General features: G+C 45.1%; 25 protein-coding genes. 12 read left to right on the forward strand and 13 right to left on the reverse strand.

The features are described from left to right. The first annotated feature begins 49 nt into the window (after positions 1-49). Entirely contained in the window at positions 50-508 is a 459-nt protein-coding gene (locus DWV73_RS03750; RefSeq protein WP_117471157.1) for a MarR family transcriptional regulator, read from the forward strand. After that, entirely contained in the window at positions 498-1,817 is a 1,320-nt protein-coding gene (locus DWV73_RS03755; protein ID WP_002595210.1) for an MATE family efflux transporter, read from the forward strand. Before DWV73_RS03750 ends, DWV73_RS03755 begins: the two co-directional genes overlap by 11 nt. 133 nt (positions 1,818-1,950) lie before the next feature. On the opposite strand, the gene DWV73_RS03760 is transcribed toward DWV73_RS03755, so the two are convergent. Further along, positions 1,951-2,187 carry a DUF6061 family protein gene (locus DWV73_RS03760; RefSeq protein WP_002578301.1) on the reverse strand — a complete coding sequence of 79 codons (237 nt, stop codon included), beginning with the start codon at positions 2,185-2,187 and terminating at the stop codon, positions 1,951-1,953. A 310-nt stretch (positions 2,188-2,497) separates the two neighbouring features. Between DWV73_RS03760 and DWV73_RS03765 the strand changes: the two genes are divergently transcribed. Together DWV73_RS03765 and DWV73_RS03770 are read left to right on the forward strand one after the other, a co-directional pair. Further along, entirely contained in the window at positions 2,498-2,737 is a 240-nt protein-coding gene (locus DWV73_RS03765) for a hypothetical protein (RefSeq protein WP_107001055.1), read from the forward strand. 562 nt (positions 2,738-3,299) lie between these two features. Next, positions 3,300-3,863 (forward strand): DNA-deoxyinosine glycosylase, encoded by a 564-nt coding sequence (locus DWV73_RS03770; RefSeq protein WP_107001056.1) that lies wholly within the window; start codon positions 3,300-3,302, stop codon positions 3,861-3,863. Here the strand turns inward: DWV73_RS03770 and DWV73_RS12950 are convergent. Further along, positions 3,860-4,006 carry a hypothetical protein gene (locus DWV73_RS12950; RefSeq protein ID WP_242995730.1) on the reverse strand — a complete coding sequence of 49 codons (147 nt, stop codon included), beginning with the start codon at positions 4,004-4,006 and terminating at the stop codon, positions 3,860-3,862. The genes DWV73_RS03770 and DWV73_RS12950 overlap by 4 nt on opposite strands. Before the next feature lie 143 nt (positions 4,007-4,149). Between DWV73_RS12950 and DWV73_RS03780 the strand changes: the two genes are divergently transcribed. Both DWV73_RS03780 and DWV73_RS03785 read left to right on the forward strand, forming a co-directional pair. Next, positions 4,150-5,130 (forward strand): radical SAM protein, encoded by a 981-nt coding sequence (locus tag DWV73_RS03780; RefSeq protein ID WP_117795868.1) that lies wholly within the window; start codon positions 4,150-4,152, stop codon positions 5,128-5,130. A 1,179-nt stretch (positions 5,131-6,309) separates the two neighbouring features. After that, entirely contained in the window at positions 6,310-7,254 is a 945-nt protein-coding gene (locus DWV73_RS03785) for a DUF5688 family protein (RefSeq protein WP_117795870.1), read from the forward strand. Here DWV73_RS03785 and DWV73_RS03790 read toward each other — a convergent pair. From DWV73_RS03790 to DWV73_RS03840, 11 genes are all read right to left on the reverse strand, one after another. Next, positions 7,208-7,654 (reverse strand): threonine/serine exporter family protein, encoded by a 447-nt coding sequence (locus DWV73_RS03790; RefSeq protein ID WP_227589434.1) that lies wholly within the window; start codon positions 7,652-7,654, stop codon positions 7,208-7,210. The two genes, DWV73_RS03785 and DWV73_RS03790, sit on opposite strands and share 47 nt — an antisense overlap. Continuing rightward, entirely contained in the window at positions 7,651-8,421 is a 771-nt protein-coding gene (locus DWV73_RS03795; protein WP_107001060.1) for a threonine/serine exporter family protein, read from the reverse strand. The genes DWV73_RS03790 and DWV73_RS03795 overlap by 4 nt, the downstream gene beginning before the upstream one ends. Positions 8,422-8,438: 17 nt before the next feature. Then, positions 8,439-10,430 carry an excinuclease ABC subunit UvrB gene (gene uvrB / locus DWV73_RS03800; RefSeq protein ID WP_117795872.1) on the reverse strand — a complete coding sequence of 664 codons (1,992 nt, stop codon included), beginning with the start codon at positions 10,428-10,430 and terminating at the stop codon, positions 8,439-8,441. A gap of 284 nt (positions 10,431-10,714) precedes the next feature. Next, positions 10,715-11,902, reverse strand: coding sequence for an MFS transporter (locus DWV73_RS03805; protein WP_117795873.1), 1,188 nt, complete (start codon positions 11,900-11,902; stop codon positions 10,715-10,717). A gap of 280 nt (positions 11,903-12,182) precedes the next feature. Further along, positions 12,183-13,385, reverse strand: coding sequence for an adenosylmethionine--8-amino-7-oxononanoate transaminase (gene bioA / locus DWV73_RS03810; RefSeq protein ID WP_117795875.1), 1,203 nt, complete (start codon positions 13,383-13,385; stop codon positions 12,183-12,185). 24 nt (positions 13,386-13,409) lie between these two features. Next, a complete protein-coding gene (gene bioD, locus DWV73_RS03815) occupies positions 13,410-14,093 on the reverse strand; it encodes a dethiobiotin synthase (protein ID WP_117795877.1) in 684 nt (227 codons plus the stop codon). Between the two features lie 3 nt (positions 14,094-14,096). Further along, on the reverse strand, positions 14,097-14,645 hold the full coding sequence (locus DWV73_RS03820; protein ID WP_233430256.1) for a biotin transporter BioY: 549 nt from the start codon (positions 14,643-14,645) through the stop codon (positions 14,097-14,099). A 226-nt stretch (positions 14,646-14,871) separates the two neighbouring features. After that, on the reverse strand, positions 14,872-16,704 hold the full coding sequence (locus DWV73_RS03825; RefSeq protein ID WP_117795881.1) for a ComEC/Rec2 family competence protein: 1,833 nt from the start codon (positions 16,702-16,704) through the stop codon (positions 14,872-14,874). A gap of 278 nt (positions 16,705-16,982) precedes the next feature. Beyond that, positions 16,983-17,852 carry a DUF5677 domain-containing protein gene (locus DWV73_RS03830; RefSeq protein WP_117795883.1) on the reverse strand — a complete coding sequence of 290 codons (870 nt, stop codon included), beginning with the start codon at positions 17,850-17,852 and terminating at the stop codon, positions 16,983-16,985. Between the two features lie 104 nt (positions 17,853-17,956). After that, complete coding sequence (locus tag DWV73_RS03835; RefSeq protein WP_117796128.1) at positions 17,957-18,268, reverse strand: hypothetical protein; 312 nt, start codon at positions 18,266-18,268, stop codon at positions 17,957-17,959. An 85-nt stretch (positions 18,269-18,353) separates the two neighbouring features. Beyond that, positions 18,354-18,674, reverse strand: a complete 321-nt coding sequence (locus DWV73_RS03840) for a helix-turn-helix transcriptional regulator (protein WP_117781214.1) — start codon at positions 18,672-18,674, stop codon at positions 18,354-18,356. Positions 18,675-19,043: 369 nt separating this feature from the next. Between DWV73_RS03840 and DWV73_RS03845 the strand changes: the two genes are divergently transcribed. From DWV73_RS03845 to DWV73_RS03870, 6 genes are all read left to right on the forward strand, one after another. Beyond that, entirely contained in the window at positions 19,044-19,430 is a 387-nt protein-coding gene (locus DWV73_RS03845; protein ID WP_117781215.1) for a helix-turn-helix transcriptional regulator, read from the forward strand. Positions 19,431-19,561: 131 nt separating this feature from the next. Then, the gene (locus DWV73_RS03850; protein WP_117781216.1) at positions 19,562-21,442 is read left to right on the forward strand and encodes a recombinase family protein; all 1,881 of its coding nucleotides are present in this window, start codon (positions 19,562-19,564) and stop codon (positions 21,440-21,442) included. Next, positions 21,420-22,121 (forward strand): integrase, encoded by a 702-nt coding sequence (locus DWV73_RS03855; RefSeq protein ID WP_117795885.1) that lies wholly within the window; start codon positions 21,420-21,422, stop codon positions 22,119-22,121. The genes DWV73_RS03850 and DWV73_RS03855 overlap by 23 nt, the downstream gene beginning before the upstream one ends. Then, complete coding sequence (locus DWV73_RS03860) at positions 22,081-22,473, forward strand: hypothetical protein (protein WP_242995482.1); 393 nt, start codon at positions 22,081-22,083, stop codon at positions 22,471-22,473. The genes DWV73_RS03855 and DWV73_RS03860 overlap by 41 nt, the downstream gene beginning before the upstream one ends. Then, positions 22,470-23,447: a hypothetical protein gene (locus DWV73_RS03865; RefSeq protein ID WP_117795886.1), complete on the forward strand. Its 978-nt coding sequence runs from the start codon at positions 22,470-22,472 to the stop codon at positions 23,445-23,447. The genes DWV73_RS03860 and DWV73_RS03865 overlap by 4 nt, the downstream gene beginning before the upstream one ends. Continuing rightward, complete coding sequence (locus DWV73_RS03870) at positions 23,444-24,397, forward strand: DUF6551 family protein (RefSeq protein WP_117781219.1); 954 nt, start codon at positions 23,444-23,446, stop codon at positions 24,395-24,397. Before DWV73_RS03865 ends, DWV73_RS03870 begins: the two co-directional genes overlap by 4 nt.

Genomic DNA, 24,397 nt, shown 5'->3' on the forward strand with positions numbered 1-24,397 from the left:
GGACTATACTATAAAAGTCCGGATTCGTACTAATTTAAGGAGAAAAAAGATGAGAAAAGATAATAATATGATAATACAGTTGCAACGATATTATGATTTATGGAAAGAATGTACAGCAATGTATGAGGAATGGGCAAAGGATCAGGGACTGTCTTCAAATGGAGTTTTTGCTTTGTATTCATTTTATGAAAGTAATGGAAGATGCACGCAGAAAATGATAAGTGAAAAATGGAATATACCTAAGCAAACGGTAAATACGATACTAAAAGATTTTCAGAAAAAAGGATACATCAATATGGTATCTGATGATTCAGACAAGAGAAATAAGCTGATATGCCTCACAGAATCAGGAATGGAATATACGAAAGATATCATAGAAAAACTGCACTCAAAAGAAATATATGTAATCGAAAAAATGGGATTAGAGAATATAGAAAGTCTTAATGATAATACAGAGCTGTTTATCAGACTTTTCAAGGAAGGAGATTGTAAGAAAAATGAATCATAAATCATTATTTTTTAAATATGTTATTCCATCTATTATAGCATTTGCATTATCAGGAATATATGCGATAGTGGATGGATATTTTGTAGGCAATACCATAGGAGATGCTGGACTTTCGGCTATTAATATTGCATATCCGATTGAGGCTTTGATTCAGGCTCTTGGAACAGGAATTGGTATGGGAGGAGCTGTTTATTACTCAATTAATGCAGCAGAAAAGAAAGGAAAACGGGCAGAAGAATTTATTGCTACAAGCTGGTGGCTTCTTGTAATAGTAAGTGTTATCAGTACCATAATTATTTACTCCTTTTCGTCTAAAATTTTAGGATTGCTTGGAGCAGATGGAATTATATTAACAAATGCGACAGATTATATCAAAATTATAGCACTTGGAGCAATATTGCAGATTCTTGGAACTGGAATGATGCCATTCATTAGAAATTATGGAAACTCTTTCTGGTCAATGTTTGCGATGGTTGGTGGATTCATAACCAATATTGTTCTGGATTTTATCTTTGTATGGATATATGAAATGGGCATGAAAGGTGCAGCCACAGCTACAATAGCCGGACAGGGTGTGACTGCAGCAATTGCAATCATATACGCATTATATAATAAAAAGTTTTATGTGTATGTATCCTTAAAAAATGTAAAAGAAATGTGTGGCGCTATATTCAGAGTAGGTCTTGCACCATTTGGGCTAGCATTGACTCCTAATATTTCATTGGTGTTTATAAACCGATTCTCCGCTTCTTATGGGGGAGAAAAAGCTATTGCAACTTATGCATGTGTATCCTATATTATCTGTATCATATATCTCATATTGCAGGGCGTAGGTGATGGAAGTCAACCTTTAATGAGCCGTTTTTATGGTGAGAAGGATCAAGAAAGCCTGAGAGGAGTTCAGAGAATGGCATACATTTTTGCAATAATTCTTGCTGTTTGTGGTGGAATTATCATGTATGTAAACAGAGCAAATATTGGAGGGGTTTTCGGAGCTTCTTATGAAGTAAGTATTGAGATTTCTAAAATTGTACCTATATTTTTAGTGTCATTACCATTTGTTGCGATTACCAGAATAGCGACAGCTGGATTTTATGCTACTGAAAAAAGTGGATTGTCATACATTCTTACATTCATTGAACCAGTATTGATGCTGATATTTATGCTTGTTTTACCACCTTTATTTGGTGGACAGATTATGATATGGTGGAGTACGGTATTGGCACGTGTTTTTTCAGCGATTCTGGCATTCATACTAATAAAATATTGCGAAAAGGGAGATTTGCAATATGGAATACAGAAAATTTAACAATCAGATAGTAGCAAGAATAATCTAGGTTTATCTATTGTATTTTTAAGGACAGCCTCATAGCAATAGGGCTGTCCTTTTAAAATTATGAAGCTAATTTTTAATAAATTCTAGTAGATTTTGATTGGAATAATCATAACTCTAATGAATCTTCAGCATCTACCCACATCTGTAAATTCCCATCAAGATATAACCTTGCATATTCTAATGGCTCATCGATTGCAAGCGATGTCAAAGCACAATCAGATCCAGGTGTGGTTCTTAAATTTTTTTCTGCTTCCCAACAATCAATACGGAGTATATAGCCCGTATTAGTATATACATCAATGCTGTTGCACTGTGGATTGTATTCTGCAAATATTGTTCTCATCGTATCCCATCTCCTTATCATTTAATCAATCAGTAGTAGCAAAAATTAAGAAGCATTTCAATCAGTTCACCATGTCACTTTTATTTTGTGTTATACTGTCTTATAGATTTTTCTTGCCCTTGTATTTGCCCTTATCAGAGTGCATAAACACTGATGGGACGATATAACACAAGGGAAATAATAAGGGAAAGCTCACCTGCGACAAATCCAGTGTTTTCAAGGGGGTGCGAAGAATTTAATAATAAAATATAACAGTTATTAAATTTCTTAAAACAGGTGAAATCTCAATCGGAATTTGGAGGTGATTTAAATGGAAAACAAAATTGTAGGTGCTATTTTCTGTTTCATGTCAGCAGTTTTAATTTCTGCACGATATATTTCTGCTGCGATATTTATGAGTGGAGTAGCTTCGTGGAATGCCACTTTATTTGCAGCAGGTCTTGAATATGTAGGTCCTTTTTTAGCAATAGCGGCTGGTATTGCGTTTATTATTGGAATCCTGTTTCTGGGATATGGGCTGTATCAGGATATTAAAAAGATAAAGAAGTAGAACAATTCCAGTTTGTCAATTACAGGTGACATTGAAAGAGTCAGCCCATTCAAGGTGCTGGCTCTTTCAAAAATTCCATTCTAATAAATTGCATGATAACTTAGAGTAAAAATGAATACCCATTAGCCGGAAATGAATAGAAAACGAATAAAAGTGTGGTGTTTCGTATAATTATGAGTTAGTATGCATCAGACACACTTTTGTAAAAAGGGAGTTTCAAAAAAACATTCTATCATTTTTGATCTATGATATAATGTGAACACTTGACGAGGTATTTTCGAGTCTAGTGAGAACATATACCTGACCACTTAATGAGGTGTTTCACGAATTTAGTGGTCATGGTATAATAAGCGCAGAAGAAAAGAATGCGGCTGTAAAGCAGACATATTCTTTTCTTGCGCCACTAACGAACGAACCGCCCTGCGAAGCAGGGCGGTAGAGCGCGATAGCGCGGGTTCGTGAGTATCATGTCCATGTACCAAATGAAGCCAGATCAAAGTCGAAAATTGATTTCGTATTTATTATAATTGACAACAATAATCCGCAAAAAGGAGATTCCACCATGCCATCCCACATCATCCACCCAATCCCACCTGTTTTTGACGCCGACTCCCGCATCCTGATCCTCGGTTCCTTTCCGTCGGTCAAATCCCGAGAAAGCTGTTTTTTCTACGGGCACCCGCAGAATCGTTTCTGGAAGCTCTTAGCACGCCTGCGAAAGGAAGACGTTCCATCCTCCATCGAGGAAAAGAAGGAATTTCTGCTGCGGAACCACATCGCCGTCTGGGACACCATCCATAGCTGTTCCATCGAAGGATCCAGCGACAGTTCCATCCGCGATGTTGTTCCAAACGACCTCGCCTCTATCCTGGATCACGCTTCCATCCAGGCGATTTACACAAACGGCGGGCTGTCTGGAAAAATGTACGACCGCTTCTGCCGTAAACAGACTGGCATTGAGGCAATCAAACTGCCATCCACCAGCCCTGCCAATGCCGCCTGGAACCTCGACCGGCTGACAGATGCCTGGAAATGTATCAACCAGATCCTAGGGGAACCCGGATCTGAAACAAAAAACACTGTTTCCGATGGCAACGCACGCGAGGCAAAAACACGCATCATCTAAACAAACACCATCTGCACCAGAATCATATAAAATACTGTCCCTGCCGACCAATGGCGCTTCTGTCCGATCCACTGTTCCGTAAAAATCATTACAAACAGTGCCGTCAGTGCAAAGTCCAGCCCTTTCGTATTAAATGTAATCACATTTGACACTGCTCATCTTTCTTAGTAGAATAAATACATTATAACGATCGATTTTTCGGATTCAACACAGATTTGAACTATGTAAAAAAGCTTTGAAGGAATTACCTTTACAAAAAATCTTATAAAAAAAGGAAGCAAAACCTATGAACACATATATTCCCCTCCCTAATTCAAGTGCCGGCTCGCCTGTCCAGTTCTCTGAACCAGCCGCCTATTCCTACGAAAGCTGCCATTGCTGTCCGCGAAATTGTCAAATCAACCGCACCAAAAAACAGGGCTGGTGTCACAGCCCTGCCGGTATCCGGGCGGCACGCGCGGCGCTTCATCCGTGGGAGGAACCGTGTATCAGCGGTCTGCACGGAAGCGGTACCATCTTTTTTTCCGGCTGCACGCTGCGCTGCTGTTTCTGCCAGAACTACCAGATCAGCAGCGAAGGCTTTGGAAAAGATATTTCCGGAACGCGCCTGGAGGAAATTTTTCTGGAACTGCAGGCACAGGGCGCGCACAATATCAATCTGGTGACGCCGACGCAGTACCTTCCGTCGCTACTGCCCGTCTTAAAACGGGTCAAACCGCAGCTTTTCATCCCGATCGTCTACAACTGCGGCGGTTATGAGACGCTGGAGGCGGTTGATGCGCTGGCTCCCTATATCGATATCTGGCTGCCGGATTTAAAATATTACTCTTCCGAACTGTCCGCCCGCTATTCCGCCGCCCCGGACTATTTTCCGGTCGCCTCCGCAGCAGTCAAACGGATGATCAAGCACACCGGTCCGCTGGTATTGGAAGATTTCTCCGAAAATGGCCAGGCCTGCCAGCTCATGAAGCGCGGCGTGATCCTGCGGCATATGGTTCTTCCAAAACACAAAGACGATTCCATCCGCCTGCTCCACTGGATTCACGACAACCTCCCGGAGGGGCATTTTCTGGTAAGCCTTATGAGCCAGTACACCCCCTTCTACCAGAGCAGCAAATATCCGGAAATCAACCGTCGCATCACAAGCTACGAATACCAGAAAGTCGTCGATGCCGCGATTGAGCTGGGACTCACACAGGGCTTTATGCAGGAAAAAAGCAGCGCAAAAGAAGAATACACGCCGCCGTTTGAATTGCAGGGGATTTGATATTTATATAAGAAAAGATCCTTCTTGATGCCTTTCCATGAACCAGAAAAAGGGTATCGATAAATTGACATTTTATCGATACCCTTTAAACTATCTCGTCCATTGGATGATACCTCTTTCTTTGAACTTTTCCTTTATTCAATTTTGATTCCTTTTTCAACAATTTCTGAATCGTTCAATCTTATTTTTTTCTTTTTTCACTTATCTATCTCTCTTTTAAAAAACGCTTCTTTTTAATGATACTTTCTCGTCATATCACTAAACCGAATCCTGTTTCTAAATATGTATGATAGATGATTGACTGATTTTTACTTGTTGATTTTGGTTTTCCTTTGTTCAATTTTTTTATTAAAAAATTGAACCAGTTTTATGTTTTCGGTGGAATCAGCTCCCTTCTTTTTTTGTTTTATTTCTTGTTTCTTTTGATGGTTTTATTCTAATACATATGTCGCATTTTGTCAATACTAATTTTGTATTTTCTTGTTATTTTTCAGTTTTATTTCCACCATGAATGCCAGCTATTAGTTTTCATCTCGCAGTCGCGCCATCTTATCTCTTTATTTACCATCGTTCACACATTATGAGCGTCATGCAAACTGTTACTGGGAACGTATGCGTGAACAGCAACAAATCCGCAGTTACTGTACACGCATACGTGTCCAGTAACGGAATTTGCCGTGGCTTCGCATTTAAATACGGCAAATTCCTGCTGCCACCACGTTTTCTTACGGCACTTTCGGTTCCAAAAGTGCCTACCCGTGTACAGTAACAATCCGCAACCAGAACTTCACTTTTTTCCCTGTTATTTTTCTTGCCAATCTTCCCATTTTCCAGTATAATTATGATATCGGTGCATTTTGGCACCTGCTTCTTTATATGCAGGCAATTTTTTCACATCTTACTGGTTCCTGCGATTCTCATGTTCAGTTTTTTCGATGATTTCCATGACCATTTTCATACTTACGCACTCAAAAGGTAAACGCTAAAACTCTGAACTTTTTATTTATTTTTTAATCACTAAGCAATCTTTCTTCACATCTCAAACTTCATGACTGCTTCTTGATTTGATTCCTTAAAACTTATTCACACGGGGAAACTGTTTCTCATTTTGCTGAAATTCATAACCTACATGAGCAAGCGGGCATCCCCTATCTGCAATTTTATTTCAGGAGGTACTCTATGGTCTATGAAACTTTTTTGAAAACAATCCAGTCGATGGTGCAGACGCGCCTCAATAAAAAAGCCAACGTCTCCCTGCGGCGGGTTCTGAAAAATAATGGACTGATGCTCGACGGGCTGAGCTTTACGAAACCCGGCTCACGGTTATCACCGACTGTCTATCTGAACGCCTACTATAATGAAGCGGAGGAAGGGATGCCGCTCTCCATTATTACCGATCAGATCCTGATGGTGTATGAGACAAATCCAGGATTTTCGGAGGATATCTGCGAGGAACTGCGTGATTTTGATGCCGTACGCGGCCGGATTGCCTACAAATTGATCCACGCCGCTAAAAATAAGGTGCTTCTCTCCCACATCCCACATATTCCGTATCTCGATCTGGCGATCGTTTTCTATCTGATCCTCACTGACAATGAGGAGGGACAGATGACGACCCTGGTACACAGCGACCATCTTGCCCTGTGGGATATTTCTCTGGAAGAGATCGGCATACTGGCGGAAGAAAATACACCTCGCATACTGCCGTACCACATCAGCTCCATCGAATCCACCCTCAATCAGCTCGAAATGGAGGACATCGTTGAAACGGAAGCTCTTCCATCGGTCGCTCTCTACGTTCTGACAAATTCGCGCGGCATCAACGGCGCTGCCTGCATGCTCTATCCCCGCGTCTTAAAAGAGTTTGCCGAAAGCCTGGGCGAAGATCTGATTATCCTTCCGTCCAGCATCCATGAAGTGCTTCTCACTCCCAGCAACGTCTCTCTTCCGCCGGAAGAACTCAATGAAATGGTTCAGGCGATCAATCAGTCGGATGTGCCCGCTGAAGACCGCCTGTCCGATCATATTTATTATTTTAGCAGGATTCAGGGCTGTCTCTACCTGCCGCCCAGTTCCACTACGACGCTTTATTCCGGAGCAGACGGAACAGTGAATCCACAATAAAGATGGCAACCGCCATCGCCCCCGCTATCTGGATCGTCTGGATCAGATAAAAATTGTACCATTTTGTCTGTCCCTGTATCAGAAAATAGACGCTCCGGTAGATCGATGCGCCCGGCACCGTCGGCAGGATTCCTGCCACCAGAAAGATCGTGACGGGCGCTTTTAACACGCGTGCAAATACCTGGCTCAGCAGAGCCGCTGCCAGACTGGAAAAAAATGCCGCCGCCACCTGCGAGGTTCCCACCTGCATCGATACCAGGTACGCCAGCCATCCGGCACCTCCGGTAATGCCCGCATAAACCAGATATTTCCGCGGCATATCGACCAGCAGGGAAAAACCAAAAACCGCCAGAAATGCCCCCACGCTCTGGATCATCAATTCTCTTATCATCTCTGTCATACCGATCCTCCCGCCAGCCGGACTGCCACGATCGCCAGACCGACGCCCGACGCAACCGCCAGCGCCACCACGACTGCCTCCGCCATCCGCGCGACTCCCGAACTGTAATCTCCATTCAGCGTATCGCGGATTGCCGCCGTAAATGTGACCCCAGGCACCAGCGGCATGATTGCGCTGATAATCACTACATCCAGGCTCATTCCCAGAAATGCCCCACGGCGCAGCAGATACGCCGCAACCGCCAGTGCAAACGAGCCAAGTGCATTTTGACAGAAATCATTCAGCATAAGGTTGGACGCCGCCCGCAGGACAAACGCAAGAACGACTCCCACGACAGCCGCCACCAGGCATTCGCCCGGACCGCCTCCAAACATCACCGCAAAAAATCCCGTCGTTGCCGCATAGCCAATGCATTTCTTCCAGAATCCGTATAATGTCGTATTAGCAATCCGATCCAGTCGTTCCTGCGCCTCCCCGACGGACAATTTTCCGCTGCAAAATTCCCTTGAAACATTGTTTACCTGATAGATGCGGTTCAAATTCGTTGCCCGGTTTTCCACCCGTTTTACCAAGGTAAGCGGCGGAAGCGATGCATCCGCAATCGTCGCCACGATCCCCGTCGTCACGACAAACACATCTGCCCGTGCAATCCCTGAATGCTTTAAAATACGGTGAATCGTGTCCTCCACACGGTAGACCTCCGCTCCGCTCGCCAGCATGATCTCCCCCGCCCGGACCGCCATCTCCATCAGCGCGCCATATTCCATACCAACCACCCTCTGATTTACGAATTTTCCAAATCCAGCAACATTTTCTTGACCTCTACCATACGGTCACGCAACACGACCGCTTCCTCGAAATTCAGCTCGGCTGCCGCCTGATTCATCTTCTTCGTCAGTTCCTTTACAAGTTTTTCTAATTCCTGGCGATCCATCGATTCCAGATCCTTCGTTACCTTATTCGTAACCGGTTCGGCTGCCTGCGAGATCGTGATCAGATCCCGGACAGCTTTCTTGATCGTCGTCGGCGTAATGTGATGTTCCTCATTGTACGCCTGCTGAATCGCGCGTCTTCGCTCCGTCTCCTCGATCGCCGCCCGCATCGAATCCGTGATCGAATCTGCATACATGATAACATGCCCTTCGGAATTTCGCGCTGCTCGGCCGATCGTCTGAATCAGGGACGTTTCCGAACGCAGGAATCCCTCTTTATCCGCATCCAGAATCGCCACCAGCGCAATCTCCGGGATATCCAGGCCCTCACGAAGCAGGTTGATGCCGACCAGCACATCGAAGACATTCAGACGCATATCCCGGATAATCTGGGCGCGTTCCAACGTGTCAATATCCGAATGCAGATATTTGACGCGGATTCCCGCATCGCGCATATAGTCGGTCAGGTCTTCTGCCATCCGCTTTGTCAGCGTGGTAACAAGCACCTTAAACCCTCGATCCACCTCCCGGTTGACCTCCGAAATCAGATCGTCGATCTGTCCCTCGACCGGTTTCACCTCAATCGGCGGATCAAGAAGTCCCGTCGGACGGATCACCTGCTCTGCCCGCAGAAGCTCATGATCCGCCTCATACTCGCCCGGTGTTGCTGAAACGCAGAGAATCTGATCCAGTTTGCTCTCAAATTCTTCAAAATTTAACGGTCGGTTATCCAGCGCCGACGGCAGGCGGAAGCCATATTCCACCAGCGTTTTCTTGCGCGACTGGTCGCCCGCGTACATACCGCGCACCTGCGGCAGCGTGATGTGCGACTCGTCCACAATCACCAGAAATTCATCCGGGAAATAATCCATCAGCGTACACGGCGGTTCTCCCGGTTTCGACCCAATCAGATGGCGCGAATAATTCTCGATACCGGAACAGAAGCCTGTTTCCCGCATCATTTCCACATCAAAATTCGTCCGCTCCGCGATTCTCTGTGCCTCCAGAAGCTTATCCTCACTCTTAAAGTAAGCGACCTGCTCCTTCATTTCCTCTAAAATATTGTTTGCCGCAATCTCCATCCGCTCTTTCGGGATGACATAATGCGATGCCGGGAAAATCGCGATATGTCCCAGCTGCGCCTTGATCTCGCCCGTCAGCGTGTCAATCTCTGTGATCCGGTCTACCTCATCCCCGAAAAACTCAATCCGGTACGCATCGCCGCCCGAATACGCCGGGTATACCTCCAGCACATCGCCGCGCACCCGGAACGAACCTCGCTTGAAATCCATGTCATTCCGGCTGTACTGAATGTCGATCAGCTTGTGAATGACCTCGTCGCGGTCCTTCTCCATGCCCGGGCGCAGGGAAATAACCATGTTTTTATAATCGATCGGGCTTCCCAGACCATAGATACAGGAAACCGATGCCACAATAATCACATCCTGCCGCTCCGACAGCGCCGCCGTCGCTGAATGCCGCAGCTTATCGATCTCGTCGTTGATGGAGGAATCCTTCTCGATATATGTGTCCGTGGACGGGACGTAAGCCTCCGGCTGGTAGTAGTCATAGTAGCTGACAAAGTATTCCACCGCATTATTGGGAAAAAATTCCTTCATTTCTGAATAAAGCTGGGCTGCCAGCGTCTTATTATGTGCAATAATTAACGTCGGCTTATTCAGCTTCTGAATCACATTTGCCATCGTAAACGTCTTGCCAGAGCCCGTTACACCCAGTAATGTCTGGAACTGATTTCCTTCCTTGAAGCCCTCCACCAGCTTTTCAATCGCCTGCGGCTGGTCGCCGGTCGGGCTGTATTCTGATACCAACTCAAAATGATCCATTGCTTTCTCCTGATTTGATATAATTCACAAATAAAGAATGTGCCTTTTTGTGTAATAGGGGATTCCAAGGAATTTCCTAGTACACAAAAAATCCCATTAAGTATTTCTATTATACCAAATCCACCCATGAATGTATACATAAAAGCAAAACAAATCAGTACAAACGTTCGATTTCAGATAACTGTTCACAGGTAGGAATTTTCTGAATTTTCTAAACTGAAGATTCCGTACGATACAGTTCTGGTTGCAGATTTTGCCGTCATTCCTATTATTGGTTTACTGTATTATTTCTTTCTTCCCGTGACTACTATCAGAACGATTCCTAATACTCCCATCATCCCCGCATACCCCACAAACGGCACACTCACGCCCTCACTGAATCTTCCCATCCATTTCAGCACAAACGGCGAACACGCCGCTCCCAGATTGCAGCCGACCAGCACGATTGATGTGGCTGTATTGATAGAAGACTGCGGAATCTGCTCGGAAATCTGGTGGAAGGAATAGGTAACCAGAACGGTATAGAAAAATCCAACGATACTGATGCCAATTCCAATCAGCGGCAGATTGCCCGCATATGCGGTCAGAAGCATCCCCGCTCCAAGCATCAGGCATCCAACCCCCGGTAATTTTTCCTTCCACCACATCGTCAGTTTTCCAAAATAAACACCGGCAGCTATTCCCATCAGCATCATGAGCGTGAGAATGATGCTGGCTTCCGACTCCGTTCCAAGTTTCTTCTCTAAAATCAACATCGGGACACGCAGGGAATTGGAACAGTAGATGCAGATGACAAATCCCGCAAACAGTGCATAAGCAATGGGCAGGACTTCTTTTTTCCAGCATTTTCTCTTTCCATCTTCCTCCGCTTCCAGACTTTCTTTCTCTCCCCCTGCACTCTGTGAGCCCGCACTCTGTCCCATCTCCATATTCCCCGGAACCCATACAAGATACAGAAGTACAATCACAAATCCGAGCGCGTACACCCAAAATGCCAGATTCCACCGGATCAACACCAATTTTCCAGCAACCAGCGTCATAACCGCGCTTCCCAGCACCTCCGCCGATCCGCGGTATCCGAGCAGCGCCGCTTTTTCCCTGCCTTCATAATATTCACTGAAAATGCTGATTGCTTTCGCATTAATGAGTCCAATCCCGATCCCCAGGAAAATCCTGGACGTGAACACCACCGGATATTCCTGTACAAACACCGGTACCATGCCGCTGACCGATAAAAGAAGCAGACCGCCCACAATCATTGGACGGTCTTTCATATAACGCGACAGCCATGCATTCAGCACGATCATGACAGTGATCGCAAACGACGGTGCTGAGATCAACATCTCCACCTGTGCGGTTGTATATTCACTGAAATGCTGCAGCAGCGATGGCAGCACGATCGAAACAGAATACGCCGATGTCAGTATCAATGACAGCGATAGCAGCGCTATTTTCTTCATTTGTTCTTTCATATTGGTTTCTCCCCGAATGTTAGTTTTATACTAGAATTTTGATTGCTTCTGTCCTATTCATTCACAATCGCAGGCAACACAATCCATGTATCGTTTCTTAAAACAATACTCCATTCCTTTTATCATAAATGAAATTCATTCAGAAAGAAATACTTAAATTTTTTTTATTCTAAGATTTTTATTCTAAGGTAGATGTTTCACTGTTCACACATGTGTTCCCAGTAACGGGATTTTCAGTTCAGAAAATTCCTGCCTGTGAACGGTTACGTTTCTTCGTTACCTATCCCCGCGCAAACCAGTCTTTCATGCACTGAAGCACCTGCACCAGCTCTTCTTCCTTGATAATATACGGAACCATCGCGTACAGATAATTTAAGAACGGACGGCTGAACACGCCGCGTTTGTACGCATATTCCTGATACCCTTTCAGGACTGCCGGATCATATACCTCGACACAGACACATCCGCCCATCATGCGGACCTCCCTGATTCTTGGATCGGCAAATCCTTCCATCTCCCGACGGGTGATAGCTTCGATCTTCTGAATCTTTTCCATATAGTTCTGCGTCTCAAACAGCTCAATCGAGGCAAGCGCCGCGCTGCACGCGAGGGCATTTCCCATAAAGGTCGGTCCGTGCATCAGCGCATGTTCCGGGTTATCATCGAAAAATCCATCAAATACCTTTTTATTTGCCACAGTCGCCGCATGACCAATGTAACCGCCGGTCAATGCCTTTCCGAGGACCAGAATATCCGGAAGAACCCGATCTGCCACAAAGCGGTTTCCGGTTCTGCCAAATCCGGTTGCCACCTCATCAAAAACCAGCAGCACGCCGTACTTATCACAGAGTTCCCTTGCCTTCTCCAAAAATGAAATGTCGTACATCCGCATTCCGCCAGCACCCTGTAAAAGCGGTTCCACCAGCACGCAGTTCAACTTGTCATGATACTGTTCAAATGCTTTCTCCAGCGCCGGGATCTCAGTCGGAATGTGAACCACATACGGGCTTGCACCATAGGCTTTCAGCACAAAATGGTAGTCCTCATCATCGCCTGCCTCCATCGTCTTAAAGGTATCGCCGTGGTACGCGTGTTCCAGCGCCAGAATCATCGTCCGCTTCTCATCGCCGCGGTTCATATAATACTGCAGCGCCATTTTCAGCGCTACCTCAACCGCCACGCTGCCGGAATCTGAAAAAAAGCAGTAGTCCAGATCGCCCGGCAGCCAGGACGCCAGTTTTTCTGAAAGTCTGCGCGCCGGCTCATGCGTCAGACCGCCCAGCATCACATGAGAAAATTTTTCCACCTGTGAAATAATTGCCTGATTGATCACCGGATGTTTATATCCATGAATCACACTCCACCAGGATGAAACCGAATCAATCAGCTTCTGATCCTTCGTGTAAAGATATACCCCGTTCGCATCCACGATCTCATAAGGTGCTTTCATTGTTTTTAACTGTTCATATGGATACCAGATCATTTTTCTTCTCCTTTATCTTCTGTCTTACGCATACAGCCCTTTCAGCGTCTCCGCATCCATGGAAAGCTCCGTATCCCCATCCGCCACACAGGCAACAACCGGAATGCCAGTGTAATATTCACACATTTTCCGGTTATCCTCATGAAGCAGATTCCCCGTCTCATAATGGTTGAAAATAATTCCTTTTAGGGCAATTCCCTGTTGTTTCAGATAATAGGCAGTAAGCCCCACGCCATTGATCGTCCCAAGCCCCGCATCTGCAATCAGCAGGCAGCCAAGCCCGCACGCTTTTACTACTTCTGGAAGACGGATATCCGCCTCGTCTATGCAGAGTGGACAGAGAATTCCGCCGCTTCCTTCCATCGTCACATAGTCATATTTTTCACAGACTTTGCGAAAATCTTCCAGCACCCGATCCATCCGAACCGGGGTGCCCTCGAGGCGGGATGCCAGATGCGGCGATACTGCCGTCTCATACACATACGGACACATTTCCTCAAGCGGCTGCCCGATTCCCGACATTGTTTTTACCTGCAGGGCATCTCCTGGAATCAGGCTTCCATCCGCACGCCGCTCATTGCCGCTCATTGCCGCTTTATAATACGCCGCATCCGCGCCGCTCTCCCGCAGTTTTTTCACAATCAAGCCTGTCACATACGTTTTTCCAATATCCGTTCCCGTACCTGTTATAAAAATCCCCTTGCTCATCTTTTATCCAAGTCTCCCTCCCTGAATCAGCGGAATCATCCGTTTTCCTATGATGGCAGCCACAATACAGAGCACGATATCGCCCGGAACTGCCAGAACAAAGCAATATAAAAACAGCGCTCCTACGCCGATCGGCGAATTCAGATAGAAATTGCTGATCACGTAGTAATAAATCATTCCAAATGCATAGACAATAAAAAGTCCCAGAAAATTAGCTCCCAGCAGGCGCCGGTAACTCGGATGCGTCTTGGCATTGGCAATCTTACCATTCACATACGCCGCAACCGCAAATCCGATGATATATCCAAAACTCGGCTGGAAAATATATCCCGGTCCGCCGCCCTGAGTGAAAATCGGAAGTCCAATTAAACCTAATACGATATAAACCACAACCGCCAGCGCCCCGTTGACCGGACCTAAAAGCAGACCCGCCAGCATCGTAAATAAAAACTGCAATGTAAACGGAACCACCGGAACCGGTATCTTGATAAATGCTCCCACTGCAATCAATGCGACAAACATCGCGCACAAAACTAAATCCTTTGTCTTCATGTGTTTCAAACCTTTTTCCTCCTTGGGTATCTGAATGATTTCAGGCATCCGAAGCCATTCTATTCTCGCACATGTACATAAATTTCTCTCCGCAAACCCTGTTCCAACCATCTAAAACAGCAGCGGCCGTCCCAGATCCCGGGTAGTCGAAACAGATGCAGAACTGATTGCAAGCATAACATAGCCTTTTTCTATTGTCAACCCATTATTTTTATATGGTTAACAATTAGTTTTTTATCTGTTTTTTATCTCTTTCCTTCCCATAATCTTGTTTCTTATATCCCTTGATATACATACGTTTCCCGTCCGTCCACACATTCACTGCCCCTGAATCCGCCGTTCTCCAGATCTCCGTTCCCGTCTGTTCCAGACGTTCCACCGCCTCCGGTGCCGGATGCCCGTAAGTATTTCCCTCTCCATAAGAGAGCACCGTGAAAGCTGGGGAAAAGCACTCCAAAAACTCCTCTGAGGAGGAACCGTTCGAACCATGGTGTGCGGCTTTTAACAGTGTCACTTTTTCCCTCTTTTTGTCCTCTTCCACCGCCAGAATCTTCCTTTCGTCCTCCACTCCAATATCTCCTGTCAGAAGCATACGAAACTTTCCATACGTGACATCAAACACCAGTGAATGACTATTTCGCTCCTCGGCTGGCTTTTCCCCCGCCTCCGGGTACAGGCACCGAAGCGCCAGGCTTTTCGCCCGCACCGTTTCTCCCCGATGCAGATAATAGACTTCCGCCCCCCGTTTTCTGGCAAGAGTTTCCAGTTTTTTATATGCCTCCTGCCCTTTTCCTGCCGCCGGAAGTGCCAGATTCCGCACCCGGATATCTGCCTCCTCCTTCAAAAGCCACTCGATCCCGTTCGTGTGATCCGCATCCGCATGGCTGACCAGAATCCAGTCCAGCGTGCGGATTCCCTGACTTTTCAAAAATGGTCCCAGCACATTTTTCCCGATTTTTTTATCCTGGCTGCTGCCACAGTCCGAAAGAATTGCCTCATCCCGCGTCCGCAGAAAGACGCCGTCGCCCTGTCCCACATCGAGAAACCAGATCTGAAAGCCATGAACAGGCTGAACCACTAAAAAGACTACCGCCACAGCAATAAATACACTATTTTTTCCCGGTGCATTCCATTCTTTTGGGAACAGAAAAATCCCTTTTCTCTCTAAATTATCTCTTGCTTCTCCCACACTCCACACATTTCGAATCCCCAGCGCCACATAAAACATCCCTATTTTCCACATTTCCGGGCGTCCTGCCACGATGGAATGAAACGGCACGCGTTCCACCTGGATGCAAAGCCATTCATACAACTGAAAAATATAATGCCCCGGACCCGTACATGCACTTGCCGCTATTCTGAATATTTCTGGTATTTCTGATATTCCTGATGCTGCACCCCCAAAAGCCGAAAGCACTCCCGCAATGCTGCTGCATCCGCCCATTCCCCCCATTTTTCCTCCCACAAACGCTATACTGTAAATTCCAAGCGCCAGCAGACCGCTTCCGGCTGCATACGTGAGAAGCGGAATCACGATCAGGTTCAGAAAAATTCCCAACATCGGAAATGTAAAATAGTGATACAGCTGAATCGGCATCGTATAAAGCTGAATTGCCAAGCTGAGCATGAGTGTTTCATATCCTTTCTTTTTTTCTTTCTCTTGTTCCTCCTCTTTTCTCTTTTTTTCCACTTTCCGCAGCTCCTCCGTCTCCAGCCCAATCGCGGCAACCGCGCCATAGGAAAGCTGCAATCCCGCCGAAAAGAGCAGATACGGCGATTGCCACGCCTGTAAAATCAAAGACAGCGACAGCGCACTCAGCAGATCGTAACTCCGCCCCAGATATGCCGCCAGACAGGACACCTCTACCATAAATACCGCCCGGAATACCGATGCTCCAAATCCGGTTACAAAACCATAAAAGGTAAGAAGCGCTGAAGCCCCCAGTCCCGCCCATCCATACGATATGCCCCAAAAACGCAGTACGCTGTAAACGCTCATGCCAATCAAAGAGACATGAAGCCCCGTCTGGGGTTTTACCCTGTATAAAATAGATGGCATTACTTCCTATATAAAGGGATTTTTCCTTACCCCAAAACCTAGCAATCGTAGGGGGGGATACAAGTATCCCCCGTCTAACCCTCGAAATCACTATATTTTCTAACTTTTTGGAAGTGGTATCATCACGCATAATATGCTAAAAAGATACCCGGACATGTTGGTCGATGTGAATTTATCGTTACAATGCTATCAGAACATTTTGGACTATCTATGAATTATTTGTAACAAAAAATTGCATGGCTGTCAAATCATATGCCATACTATTTTCGATAATCTACTTACTCTTCATTTTCACGTCTTTCATACAAGCTTATACAAGCATTGAATTTCAAGAGAATTCTATTAAAATCTTCCTCTGAATACGCTCCCTTTCCATAAGGGGTTGCTTCAAACAATTGACTTTCTCGTTCTTTCACACGTTTACAAATGCTATCAAAAGCAAAAAACAAGCTCATTTGCGAATATTGAAAAACTTTAAGCCAGCCTTCCTTATTCGATTTTCCTAAATCAAATACAAATACCTGATCTGTTGGATATCCCTCGGCAGCTTGTTTTCTATATAATTTTGTTGTACTAATATCCGAATGCTCAAATTTACTGCCTTCATTATATAAGGTAATATACATCCCAAATAAAATCGGATCCTGTTGAGCCAGTTCTGCAATGCTCTTTGGACTTTCTCCCAGATTCTCCTTTTTCAATATTTTTCGGATTTCCTTGCTACCTCTATTTAGTTTGGTAATTGTTTCTTCGCCTTTGAATCTCTCATCTAATGTATCACCAAAATCCCGTATCATTTTTTTCAGATTTTGATTTGACCTGAGTTGGTTAATATCTGGTTGATAGAAAAATTCTTTGAGTCTTGTATTATCGCCTTCTTCAGCTTCGCATAAATACTTTATCCATAAAGTATTATTAAACTGGCTTCTTGCCAAAAGGTAAGCTTCCTGTTCCATTCCGTTTTCCAAAAGCAAAATGCAGCTATCACACAAATTCACCTGTTTAGCCATCAAAGAAAGCACTTCTCTATACCAAGAATACTCATCAATCAAAATGATAGGCTGTCCTTCTTTAATTACATATTTAGCAATATCTTCCGTAATCTCTTTTAACAAATCCGTTAGTTCTGGTGCATGACTTCCATTCATATCTGCATACCTCCATTCCATTTTTAAATCAGCAGTTTCTTTTTATATATTGTACCAAAAATGGTGTGACTATCCAATCACAGCCACACCGTTTTTGCATTCCTTTATTGGTTATTTTCTTTCTTTGCAAAGAATGCACCGTAATCAAACATCTTCATGCTCTGATATCTGCCGATATCCAGCAGGGAAGATATAATTATCTCCACGTCCTTATCTTCCCCGGATGGCTCATGCAGTCTGTTGCACAACCTTTCATAAGCAGCAAGCATCTGGGCGTATAGCTGTTCACAGTATTTTCCTTCTGCAAATTCATCCTCCACCACTTTACTTTCCTCGATCTCGCACTCATCCAGATTGTAAGCGCCATTCATCAGATCGTAGATCACTGTTTTGAATTCCTCATCCCGTACACTCATATACATCCTCATCACTTTCTTTGCCGTAAAGAATGCATAGAAAAAGGGAAAGCAGCCATTTCAGATACAATTGAACTGCTTCCCCTTACTTTTTCAGCGTCCTTACGAAGTTCATCAAGATTCTCCGTTCATCCGCATTCAGGTCATCCCATATTTCCAATAATTCTTCTTGCTCATCTGTCAGATCAGGCCGCATACCTTCTCCGGCAAAAAACTGTGCGATTGATATTCCGAATGCATCGCAGATTCTTTCCAAGGTTGGTACTGTCGGTATACTCTTCTTGTTGATTATATTTCCCAAAGCCGTCTGTGACATATCAGTGAGCTGTGCAAGCCTGTATTTGGAAATCTTGTGTTTGCTGCATAATTCTTTTACCCTCTTTGGTATGTACTCCTCTGTACGCAAGTAAGTTACACCTCTCTTCTATCTGTACGATATACATATTGTAACCGTAAAACAGAAGAAATATTAGAACCATATCTCTTGTGTATTTTACTCTAGTGAAGTGGAGTATTCAGATAAAAAAATATGAACAGCAGACATATGCAGTTCAATTCTCTATCTTCTTGAAGCCTTATTTTTCCTTGTTTCTATCACCCTTTTATCGTCTGGTTTCATTCATAAGCATACCATCCGTATGCAGATTCATCAACACAAATCGTTCGACACATTTCGCACTTTGCTCCACTCTACTTTATCAAATTACCAAACCTTTCTTCACTTATTGATAGATAATTTACTGTGCGTAAGAAAAAGAAAACAGGAGGTACTATTATGAATCAGACGCAGCAGTCATCTGTCGACCACCGACAGATAGGATATCGTATCAAGGAAGTAAGGGAGCAGAATAATTTCTCACAGGCAGAACTTGCGGAAAAAACGGAACTCTCCGTTTCCTACATAAGCCACATTGAGAATGCAAAAAGGAAAGCAAGTCTGGAATCCATCATCCGCATCGTCAATGCCCTCGGCATTACCATAGATGAACTGCTTGCCGGAGTGCAGATGCACAATCCCACTGCATACCAGACGGATATCGATATTCTCATGGAAGAATGCTCGGAGAATGAGAAGCGCTTCATCTTTGAGCTGATAAAAGCAAGTGTTGATGCCATGCATAAAAACGGCTGGGAGCTTACATCCAAAGATGGGCAGAGGTAACGGCACATCATTTTCACACAAATTATTTTTATTTGGAATAGACTATAGGGATATGCGTGTCCGTATGGTCTATTTTATTTTGATATGAAAATTTTATAATAAACTCATCATAAAAATGAAGGTGGTTAGTCATGAACGAAAATGAGCATAAGGCCGGTTCTGTTGCCGACCAGAAAAATAAGATCAGGGAACGTTATAAAGGTGTCAGTCTCGATGAACTTGACGTGATTCCGGCACTTCCGCAGGAAGATATCTTTGCTGTTGAAAATGAACAGCGTGTTGCCGTATATGCAAGGGTATCCACTGATGATCCGAGACAGACATCCTCTTACGAACTGCAGAAAAACCACTATCATGATGTTATCAGCAAAAGTCCGAACTGGAAACTCGTACAGATTTATGCGGATGAAGGTATTTCCGGTACTTCCCTGCAGCACCGTGACCAGTTCAAGCTGATGATCGAGGATTGTAAACAGGGCAAGATAGATCTTATCGTTACAAAAAGCGTATCCCGTTTTGCAAGAAATGTCGTGGACTGCATCGGGTATGTCCGTGAGCTGCTTGCCCTTCCCCACCCTGTCGGTGTGTTCTTTGAAACGGAAAGGCTCAATACCTTTGACCCCAAAAGCGAGATGGTGCTTTCCTTCATGGCCACACTTGCACAGGAAGAAAGCCATACAAAAAGCGAGATCATGAACGCTTCCATTGAGATGCGTTTCCGTAGGGGAATATTCCTGACACCGATACTTCTCGGATATGACCACGATGAAGACGGCAATCTTGTCATCAACGAAGAAGAAGCAAAAATCGTAAAGCTCATATTCATGATGTACCTAAACGGATGCACCTGTCAGGAAATTGCCGACACCCTGACGGAACTTGGATGCATGACCAAAAAGGGAAACACCGTATGGTCCCCCGGCTCTATCCTTCAGATACTGCAGAACGAACGCCACTGCGGTGATGTACTCGCACATAAGACCTATACCCCAAACTATCTGAATCACAAGTCAAAGAAAAATATGCAGAACCGTCCGCAGTACCGTAAGCGTAACCACCATGAAGCCATCATATCAAGGGATGACTTCATTGCAGTACAGAGGCTTATCAGTAATGCGAAATACGGAAATAAAGGACTGCTGCCGGAGCTTAAAGTCATCCCGGAGGGAGTCCTCAAAGGTTTTGTTTCCATCAATCCCAGATGGGCCGGATTTAAGGAAGATGACTATATCAATGCTTCTGCAAGTGTATATAACGGCACGGAGCAGACTTCCGCTTCTTCTGCTCCGGTAGAGGTACAGTCCGGTGACTTCGACCTCCGTGGATATGAAATTGCACGCTCCCAGTTTTTTGACAGTACGGACCGTATCACGGTCACTTTCAGTCAGGGAGATATCCGTTTTTCCTGTCCTGCCGTCCGGAGACTTGAAAGCACGCTTGTAGAACTGCTTATGCATCCACAGAAACGGATCCTTGCAGTAAGGACTGCCGGAAAAGAATGCCGTAATGCCATGCAGTGGTCTAAAAAGAAAAGCGGGGTCAGTTTTCCAAGGGGAATCAGCGGAACTGCATTTCTCCCTACCCTGTACTCCCTTCTCGGCTGGAAGGATGACTGCCGTTACCGCATCACCGGAATAAAACGGGGCAAAGGAAATGATGCCATTCTGCTCTTCAATCTTACAGAACCGGAAATATTCATACCCAATGACACAGTAAGCTCACTTCCGGAATCAGATACATCCGTAAAGCCCTTTACCGACAGCAACCGCAGGAATGTCCGTGCTTATCCTCCGGACTGGGCAGATACATTCGGCAGCAACTATTACAGCCACGCACAGGCACAGGAGCTTGCCGGATTTGGAAAAGGCATGGAGCCTGACATATCCCATGCATCCGTCATATACAAAGACAATGACATACAGGTCACCAGCAAAGATGACATAGAAAGAAATATCGAACAGATCATGTCCGATATGAAGGAGAATACAGATGAACACACAGACGAACAATGAAAGAAACAACATTCCCGTTATGGAAGATGATGCATTCAGTTATGACGGCTATCAGGTAGTCCGTGGAGAATTTTTCGCACATACCTACGAACCGTCATTTACCTTTAATTCCAACAAAGTATCCGTAAATACCGCCTGTATCAAGAAACTGCCGGATACGGACTTTGTTCAGATACTTGTTAACCCGGACGAGAAAAAACTGGCAGTACGTCCATGTCAGGAAGACGAGAAAGATTCCTTCCGGTGGTGTTCCGCAACATCAAAACGGTCACCAAGGCAGATCACATGCCGTATCTTTTTTGCAAAAGTCGTATCCCTTATGGGATGGAATTCGGCATACCGTTATAAGCTGCTCGGCAAACTTATAAAGTCAGACAACGAGCTGCTGTTTGTTTTTGACCTTACCACACCGGAGATCTTTGTACGCTCTGAAAAGGAAGACGGAAAAATAAAAACTTCCCGCACCCCAAGCTATCCGGAAGAATGGCAGAACCAGTTCGGTGTGCCTGTGGAAGAACACCAGAGCAGTCTTCAGATCAATATGTTTGACGGATATGCGGTATTCGGCATTTCCGAAAACAGCAGCACTTCCACCCCGGAAGAAAATCCAGAACATCCAGAAAAGGAGGAACAACACTATGAACAGACAAACCTCTTTGAAGCCGGTCCTTTGCATTGACTTAAAGAAAAACAGAATCCGCATACATAAACTTACGCTCCATATGCTCGGTGACCCTGAGTATATCCAGCTCCTTGTAAATCCCAAAAGCAGCATGATTGCCGTAAGGAAAAGCGTCCGCAGGGATTATCTGGCACACCGTGTACGCACCTGTGGATCTGACAGCCACTACTGCTGCGAATTATACAGTACGGAGCTTCTGCAGGCCCTTCGTGTCACCAACGTGAATCTGGCAGAGAACCAGAGCTACCGTATCTACGGTGCATTAAATTCAAAGGAATGTCTCGCCAGCTTCTCCATGAATGACTGTGTGCTTGTGGATGATACGGCAAGAACGGAGGAAGCACTATGAATGACATGCCAATGCCGGAACTTGTAAAAGACCCGGAATTTACAGACCTTATCCAGCCGAGGGACACACAATACATGGAAGAACTTGAAGAGGATATTTTTGACCACGGATGTACTGACCCTGTATGTGTATGGAACAATATCATCATAGACGGTCATCTCCGCTATGATCTCTGTAAAAGGTGGGATATACACTTCACCTTAAGACGCATCCTGTTTGAAAGCCGGGATGAGGCAGTATCCTTTATCTGCCGTGCTCAGTTAAAACGCACTGACCTTACGGGGGAATATAAGAAATATCTGATAGGCAGAATGTTCCGTGCCGAAATGAATACAGCCGTTGGAAAATTCCTAAAAGAAAATCCTGATAAGACTGCAAACCCTGACGGACAGGTGTCACAGAAATATGTACGCAAGACAGATGTTGCAACCGTCATAGGGAATGAATACAATTTTGGTTTTTCCACCGTGACAAAATATGATATCTATGCCCGTGCGGTCGATGACCTGAAACAGAAAAGTCCTGAGATTGCACAGAAGATACTGACGGGAAAACTCCGTGTCTCCCACGAGAACATCATAGAGCTTTCACGGCTTCCAATCGAGGATATAAACGGACTGAAACGTCTGCTGGACAGCGGTTCTATCGACCGCATCGGCTACTCACAGCTCCGGCACGAATTAAGATGGCAGAGGCTTCCGACTGGAAAACCGGATTCACGGAGAATAAAGAGGGAAAAAGCCAGTGCCGAAGCCGGAATCAAACAGATGCCGGCTACGGATCCGGATTCGGAACTCGAAAGCCTTAAATTCACGATTCCTTCATGGTCAAAGACCATATCAAGGACAATGGAACTTACTGATTTTACTTCTACCTCCACCAAAGCAAGGCGCGAAGTGAAAATGCAGCTATTAAACCTTACAAGAAAAATAACAAAACTGCTTTCGCAGCTTGAGGAGGATGATTCGAAATGACAGAAGAACAGATAAACGATGAACAAAGGACAGAAACCGACCTAATGCAGTTCGTACCAAAGGTACACTTTGAGCAGATACCTATCAGAAACCTTGTATCCAATCAGGAATACCAGCGCAACCTTTCACAGCATCATGTAAAAAACGCTGCTTCCCACTTTGACCTGTATCAGATAAATCCGGTAAAGGTCAGCCGCAGGGACGGGATAAATTATGTATTTAACGGACAGCACACCATTGAGATTGTTGCACTTGTTTCCGGCTCCCGTGAAACGCCCGTATGGTGCATGGTCTACGATGATCTGGAATACGAACACGAAGCGGATATCTTTGCAAACCAGATGAAATATGTAAAGCCCCTTCTGCCCTATGAGATATTCATGGCAAACATAGAGGCCGGTAATGACAAGCAGCTCATCATCCGTGATCTGGTAGAGTCCTATGACCTTACCATCACTTCAACAACTGCTCCGGGAGGTATCTGTGCCGTTGCAACACTGGAAAACATCCACGATAAATACGGCTACCATATGCTCGACCATGTGATCCGCCTGATTGCTGCCACATGGGAAGGTGCATCCCAGTCATTCAGTGCAAATATGATGAACGGTCTGGCACGTTTCCTGAATGCATACGGTGATGCCGTCAAAGATGATGTTTTCAAGGAAAAGCTCGGAAGGATATCCATAAAGGAACTTTCACGCACCGCCAAGGACAGGCGTTCCGGCTCCCTTGGATTTGCGGAAGCGATCCTTATCGGCTACAACAAGAAATGCCGGAATCCGCTCCCTTGGGATAAACTCTACACCCACAAGCTCCCGCAGAAAAAAGCCGTGGAAGAAGAACCGTCCGATATCCCGGAACAGGATGATACTGACCAGATAGATATGGACGGTCAAAGCAGCCAGCTTGACCTGTTCGGATTTCAGGATGATGAGGTTTCCGAATAG

The organism is Clostridium sp. AF12-41, assembly GCF_003461685.1.
In the GTDB taxonomy this organism is placed as follows: domain Bacteria; phylum Bacillota; class Clostridia; order Lachnospirales; family Lachnospiraceae; genus Otoolea; species Otoolea fessa.

Bases quoted from the DNA above. Each gene is read 5' to 3' on its own strand.
- bioD (WP_117795877.1), bottom strand. From the start codon at position 14,093: ATGAGCAAGGGGATTTTTATAACAGGTACGGGAACGGATATTGGAAAA.
- DWV73_RS03790 (WP_227589434.1), bottom strand. From the start codon at position 7,654: ATGACAGAGATGATAAGAGAATTGATGATCCAGAGCGTGGGGGCATTT.
- DWV73_RS03855 (WP_117795885.1), top strand. From the start codon at position 21,420: ATGAACACACAGACGAACAATGAAAGAAACAACATTCCCGTTATGGAA.
- DWV73_RS03845 (WP_117781215.1), top strand. From the start codon at position 19,044: ATGAATCAGACGCAGCAGTCATCTGTCGACCACCGACAGATAGGATAT.
- DWV73_RS03770 (WP_107001056.1), top strand. From the start codon at position 3,300: ATGCCATCCCACATCATCCACCCAATCCCACCTGTTTTTGACGCCGAC.
- DWV73_RS03825 (WP_117795881.1), bottom strand. From the start codon at position 16,704: ATGCCATCTATTTTATACAGGGTAAAACCCCAGACGGGGCTTCATGTC.
- DWV73_RS03805 (WP_117795873.1), bottom strand. From the start codon at position 11,902: ATGAAAGAACAAATGAAGAAAATAGCGCTGCTATCGCTGTCATTGATA.
- DWV73_RS03750 (WP_117471157.1), top strand. From the start codon at position 50: ATGAGAAAAGATAATAATATGATAATACAGTTGCAACGATATTATGAT.
- DWV73_RS03870 (WP_117781219.1), top strand. From the start codon at position 23,444: ATGACAGAAGAACAGATAAACGATGAACAAAGGACAGAAACCGACCTA.
- DWV73_RS03865 (WP_117795886.1), top strand. From the start codon at position 22,470: ATGAATGACATGCCAATGCCGGAACTTGTAAAAGACCCGGAATTTACA.
- DWV73_RS03820 (WP_233430256.1), bottom strand. From the start codon at position 14,645: ATGAAGACAAAGGATTTAGTTTTGTGCGCGATGTTTGTCGCATTGATT.
- DWV73_RS03755 (WP_002595210.1), top strand. From the start codon at position 498: ATGAATCATAAATCATTATTTTTTAAATATGTTATTCCATCTATTATA.
- DWV73_RS03780 (WP_117795868.1), top strand. From the start codon at position 4,150: ATGAACACATATATTCCCCTCCCTAATTCAAGTGCCGGCTCGCCTGTC.
- DWV73_RS03860 (WP_242995482.1), top strand. From the start codon at position 22,081: ATGAACAGACAAACCTCTTTGAAGCCGGTCCTTTGCATTGACTTAAAG.
- DWV73_RS03835 (WP_117796128.1), bottom strand. From the start codon at position 18,268: ATGAGTGTACGGGATGAGGAATTCAAAACAGTGATCTACGATCTGATG.
- DWV73_RS03785 (WP_117795870.1), top strand. From the start codon at position 6,310: ATGGTCTATGAAACTTTTTTGAAAACAATCCAGTCGATGGTGCAGACG.
- DWV73_RS03795 (WP_107001060.1), bottom strand. From the start codon at position 8,421: ATGGAATATGGCGCGCTGATGGAGATGGCGGTCCGGGCGGGGGAGATC.
- DWV73_RS03830 (WP_117795883.1), bottom strand. From the start codon at position 17,852: ATGAATGGAAGTCATGCACCAGAACTAACGGATTTGTTAAAAGAGATT.
- bioA (WP_117795875.1), bottom strand. From the start codon at position 13,385: ATGATCTGGTATCCATATGAACAGTTAAAAACAATGAAAGCACCTTAT.
- uvrB (WP_117795872.1), bottom strand. From the start codon at position 10,430: ATGGATCATTTTGAGTTGGTATCAGAATACAGCCCGACCGGCGACCAG.
- DWV73_RS03765 (WP_107001055.1), top strand. From the start codon at position 2,498: ATGGAAAACAAAATTGTAGGTGCTATTTTCTGTTTCATGTCAGCAGTT.
- DWV73_RS03760 (WP_002578301.1), bottom strand. From the start codon at position 2,187: ATGAGAACAATATTTGCAGAATACAATCCACAGTGCAACAGCATTGAT.
- DWV73_RS03850 (WP_117781216.1), top strand. From the start codon at position 19,562: ATGAACGAAAATGAGCATAAGGCCGGTTCTGTTGCCGACCAGAAAAAT.